This is a genomic window from Roseburia porci, from assembly GCF_009695765.1.
GTDB classification, from domain to species: domain Bacteria; phylum Bacillota; class Clostridia; order Lachnospirales; family Lachnospiraceae; genus Roseburia; species Roseburia porci.
Genome location: NZ_VUNI01000043.1, coordinates 1 through 4,375, shown reverse-complemented (window position 1 = coordinate 4,375; position 4,375 = coordinate 1). Strand labels below are relative to the sequence as shown.

Genomic DNA, 4,375 nt, shown 5'->3' with positions numbered 1-4,375 from the left:
TAATAGTCTGTAAAGATTGTTTGTAAGATATTCATATGTCTATTATGTAGAAAAATGAAGCAAAAGAAAACCCCACCCCTCAAGATTGAGGGGCAGGGGAGTTGAATAGGCGAAGCCTATTTTTTATGCCTTGAAAGGAGGTGGTAATAGCTAAACACATCGGGGAAAGCCCGATTTAATCATTACAACAGGCATTGCCTGATCATATAGAGTTACTTTTAACAGCCAGCTAGGGATTATCCCTGCTGGCTTATTTTTTTATCAAAAAGGAGATAAACGACATGAGAAAAGAACAGAGTATTAAAACAAACAACAATCAGATGGAGGAGAAAGGCATGAAGAGTAGATTCATTCACTTTAAGAAGAGATTTGTTCCGGCATTATCCGGGGCACTTATGGGAGTAATGCTTATGAGCACTACTTGTTTTGCAGCAGGTACAGGTACTTCCGCAGTAACACAGCCGCTTGAGAACTTAAAGACTCTTATTATTGCAGTCATTGGTGCTGTTGGTGTCATTATTCTTGCAAAGAATGTCATGGAGTTCGCACAAGCATATCAGCAGCAGGATTCATCTACCATGAACTCTGCTCTGAAAGGAATTGTGGCAGGTGTCATGATGGCTGGTATTTCAACAGTTCTGACATTCTTAGGCTTCTAAGATTGGGGAAATGCATTTCCCCTTTTAGTAAAAGGAAAGAGGTGAATAACAAGTATGGATATTTTTAAGCTTGGAGACAAGATCCTTGCACTTCTTGAGGCGGTGTTTGGGTTTTGGAACAATCAGATATCCCTGGTCTTTGCAATGCTTGGACAGTCACCGGTCAGTTTCAAGGGCGGAGGTCCCTGGGCAGTCATTGAGGGTATAGAGCCGGTCTTTGTAGCAGTCGGCTCATCCCTCGTTGTGCTGTTCTTTGTTATCGGTTTCTGCTCGGAAAGCATAGATGTAAAAGATGAGATGAGGTTTGAATCAATCCTGCGTATGCTTATCCGACTGGGACTTGCAGAATGGTTTGTTGCAAATAATGTCACGATTATGAAAGCGTTTTTTACTTCCATAGGAAATCTGGTGGGACTTATATCTGCCGGGACAACGACGCAGCTTGCCATTGACAGTACACAGGCAGACATCATTAAGGGACTCGGATTTGGTGAAAGTCTGGTAATGCTGATACTTACAGCTTTGCTTGCAATCATCATTATTATCTGTGGATTCTTTATCATTTACACAGTGTATTTCAGGTTCTTAAAGATACTGATTATTGTGCCGCTTGGTGCGATTGCATGCTCCACAATGGCAGGAAACAGAATGGTCAGTCATACAATGGCTACCTACTGCAAATATTTTCTTTCGTGTGTGTTTGAGGCAGTAACGATGGCACTTGCGATTGTGGTATGTAATGCATTTATCAATGCAGGGCTTCCGGCATTTACAGGAAGTTATGCTGACTGGGCACAGACACTTATCTATCTGTGTGAAATGACATTTACGATAGCAATGACTGTTGGAAGCGTGAAGGGTGCACAGACACTTACAAGCAAGGCATTTGGATTATAGAAGGAGGCAGAAATGGATAATGAAAAGAAACAGGTTACTTATAATTCAAGTATAACCGGAGAAACGCAGGTGACATTTGATATCCAGCAGTATATGAATAACAGGGCAATGTTTATTGGTCTTATGTGTAATGAAGATGGATATGAGGAGCCTTTTGGGGATGTGACTGTGAATTTGTCGGTTGCAGCACCAAATTACTGCGGATATCTGAATGTGAATGACATGCCGGATATTGAAAAGTTTATTACAGACAATGACATTGGAGAGTTTACAGGATTCACGCAAAGAAGCGGTTTCTGTGAATATCCTCTTTATCTGTTCAATGTAGATAAGCTTAGGGAACTGTGTCCGGATGGAATGGATAAGTATGAGGCGAATATTGGAATGACAAGAAAGCCGGAGACAAAAGATTTATCAAGATAGGAGGCAGGGACAATGGTAATTGAAGTAAACAAGGATATTGACCGCTATCAGGAATCGGTTGCGCTGGGACTTACTGCAAGGCAGCTTATATTTTCCATTGCAAGCGTAGTGGTCGGTGGCGGTATTGTCCTTCTTCTTTACAAGTATATCGGTCTTACTGGTTCTGCTTATGTGGCAATACCGTGTGTGGCACCGATTGCTCTTGGTGGTTTTTATTCCTTTAATGGAATGAATTTCTACGAGTATATGGGAAAGAAACTGCATTTTATGTTTGGAAACAGGGCACTTACCTATGTATCAACAGAGGGAGAGCCTGCAATAAAGCAGTTAGAAGCAGAGCAGAATGAACAGGTAAAGAAGAAAGGCAGAAAGGCTGAACCAGAGACTGTAACAGCTGATTCGGCTGTAAAGAAGCAGGAGGAGTTTGAAGCAATGAAGAAAAAGACGAGAAACATGCTGCTTGGACTTGTCGCAGTCATTGTGGCGGCAGCAGCAGGCATTGCAGCATATAAGGCAATGCATTAGAAACGAATAGTATCTGACCGCAAGGTCGGGAACACAGCCCGCAGGGTGAAGTTCCCGGCGGGCTTTCATTATAAGAAAGCGAGGTTAGAGACATGGGTTTATTTACAGACGGATTTAAGTTATTAAAGAAGGCGAGCGAGCCTTTGTATAAGACACCTAAATCTATTCAGGAAACCATAGAGATTATGGCGGTGGCTGAAAACGGCATTTTTGAAGTAAGCAAAAATAAGTATTCCAAATGCTACCGCTTTCAGGATATCAATTACACGACAGCAACCGAGGATGAGCAGATCGGTATTTTCGAGAGATACTGCAAGTTCTTAAATTCGCTGGACTGTAATTACAAGATTACGATCAACAATAAGAACAAAAACATGGATGACCTCCGTGATAAGGTTCTGATTGCTGAGAAAAATGATGGCTTCAATAATTACAGAAGAATCTACAATGACATCATTGAGGAGAAGATTATTGAGGGCAGACAGGGGATTGAGCAGGAGAGATACCTGACAATCACGATTGAGAGAAAGAACTTCGAGGAGGCAAAGGCACAGTTTGCAACCCTTGAGGCAACGATACACAAGGCTTTCATTGAGCTTGGTGCGGAGATTGTACCACTTAATGGCAATGAGAGACTGAAAGTGCTCTATGACTATTATCATCTTGGAGATGAGGGCAGCTTTGATTTTGATATCAAAAAGGCAAAGAAGGTCGGGGCAGATTTTAGAAATGATCTGTGCAATGGGATGGTGAAATATTTCCCAGACCATTTTGAGGATGAGAGTAAATTCTGCAAGGCACTTTTTATCAAAAAGTATCCGAGCAGTTTGTCAGACAGATTCATCAATGAGATTACTTCCCTTCCGGTTCATTCCATCACGAGCATTGATGTGGTGCCTGTTCCCAAGGATCTGACAACAAAGGTGCTTCAGAAGAAATACCTTGGTATTGAGTCGGATATCATTAAGCAGCAGAGAGTCCGTAATAAGAATAACGATTTTTCTACGGAAATCTCATATGCCAAAAGGACGGAGAAAAAGGAGATTGAGGAGATCATGGATGATGTCCGTGAGAATGACCAGTGCCTTTTCTTTGTGGGAGTAACCATTATTCTTATGGCAGAAAGCAAGAAGGAGCTTGAGAGTGTATGTGAGACAGTAGAGACTATCGGAAAGCGTAACAGCTGCACGATTGATACACACTATTTAAAGCAGAGGGAGGCACTCAACACAGCACTTCCGATTGGTGTAAGACAGGTGGAGACAATGCGTACACTTCTTACCCAGTCACTTGCGGTGCTTATGCCATTTAATGTGCAGGAATTAAATGACAGCACAGGAAACTATTATGGCATCAACCAGATCAGCAAGAATGTGAATATCGGTAACAGAAAGAAGCTCATCAATGGAAATGGCTTTGTATTTGGTGTGCCGGGTTCCGGTAAATCCTTCTTCTGCAAGATGGAAATGGGCAGCGTATTCTTGTCGGGAGATGATGAAATAATCGTCATAGATCCAATGAACGGTGCGACACGTTGGCAACTGAAAAGGTTGTCCACTTATGCGTCGCGTTTATATAAAAACAATTAGCATAAGGAGAACTAAATATGCGAAAAGTCGAATGAGAGGGTAACGCCTCGAAGGGCTTCCTTAATACTCCGACTGGCATGGAATAGGTAAATATGAAGTGTCAGAAGCTCGGTGAAGTCGGCAGAAGCATACCGAAACATTAAGTTGCCGAAAGGTTCCCAGAGGTGGGAGTTGTATGTGATATGCCGGAGGTCTATAAAATACCTATGGTTAGAATGGAATAAAAGCTGACGAGTACAGCTAAAAACTGACGAATCCTCGAATGTACAGGTCTATATCGGG

4 protein-coding genes and 1 pseudogene are annotated in these 4,375 nt (G+C 42.1%); all 5 read left to right on the top strand.

Going from position 1 to position 4,375, the window contains the following annotated elements; all coding sequences use genetic code 11:
• Positions 1-281: 281 nt before the first annotated feature.
• Complete coding sequence (locus FYJ75_RS14110; RefSeq protein WP_118489324.1) at positions 282-659, top strand: electron transporter RnfA; 378 nt, start codon at positions 282-284, stop codon at positions 657-659.
• 54 nt (positions 660-713) lie between these two features.
• Positions 714-1,556, top strand: a complete 843-nt coding sequence (locus tag FYJ75_RS14105) for a hypothetical protein (protein WP_008120647.1) — start codon at positions 714-716, stop codon at positions 1,554-1,556.
• A 12-nt stretch (positions 1,557-1,568) separates the two neighbouring features.
• Positions 1,569-1,979, top strand: coding sequence for a DUF4313 domain-containing protein (locus FYJ75_RS14100; RefSeq protein WP_004611541.1), 411 nt, complete (start codon positions 1,569-1,571; stop codon positions 1,977-1,979).
• Between the two features lie 12 nt (positions 1,980-1,991).
• Entirely contained in the window at positions 1,992-2,504 is a 513-nt protein-coding gene (locus tag FYJ75_RS14095) for a PrgI family protein (protein WP_118263268.1), read from the top strand.
• Positions 2,505-2,596: 92 nt separating this feature from the next.
• Positions 2,597-4,027 (top strand): annotated as a pseudogene (locus tag FYJ75_RS14090) (VirB4-like conjugal transfer ATPase, CD1110 family); the annotation flags it as partial.
• Positions 4,028-4,375: the final 348 nt, after the last annotated feature.

Bases quoted from the DNA above. Each gene is read 5' to 3' on its own strand.
- FYJ75_RS14110 (WP_118489324.1), top strand. From the start codon at position 282: ATGAGAAAAGAACAGAGTATTAAAACAAACAACAATCAGATGGAGGAG.
- FYJ75_RS14105 (WP_008120647.1), top strand. From the start codon at position 714: ATGGATATTTTTAAGCTTGGAGACAAGATCCTTGCACTTCTTGAGGCG.
- FYJ75_RS14100 (WP_004611541.1), top strand. From the start codon at position 1,569: ATGGATAATGAAAAGAAACAGGTTACTTATAATTCAAGTATAACCGGA.
- FYJ75_RS14095 (WP_118263268.1), top strand. From the start codon at position 1,992: ATGGTAATTGAAGTAAACAAGGATATTGACCGCTATCAGGAATCGGTT.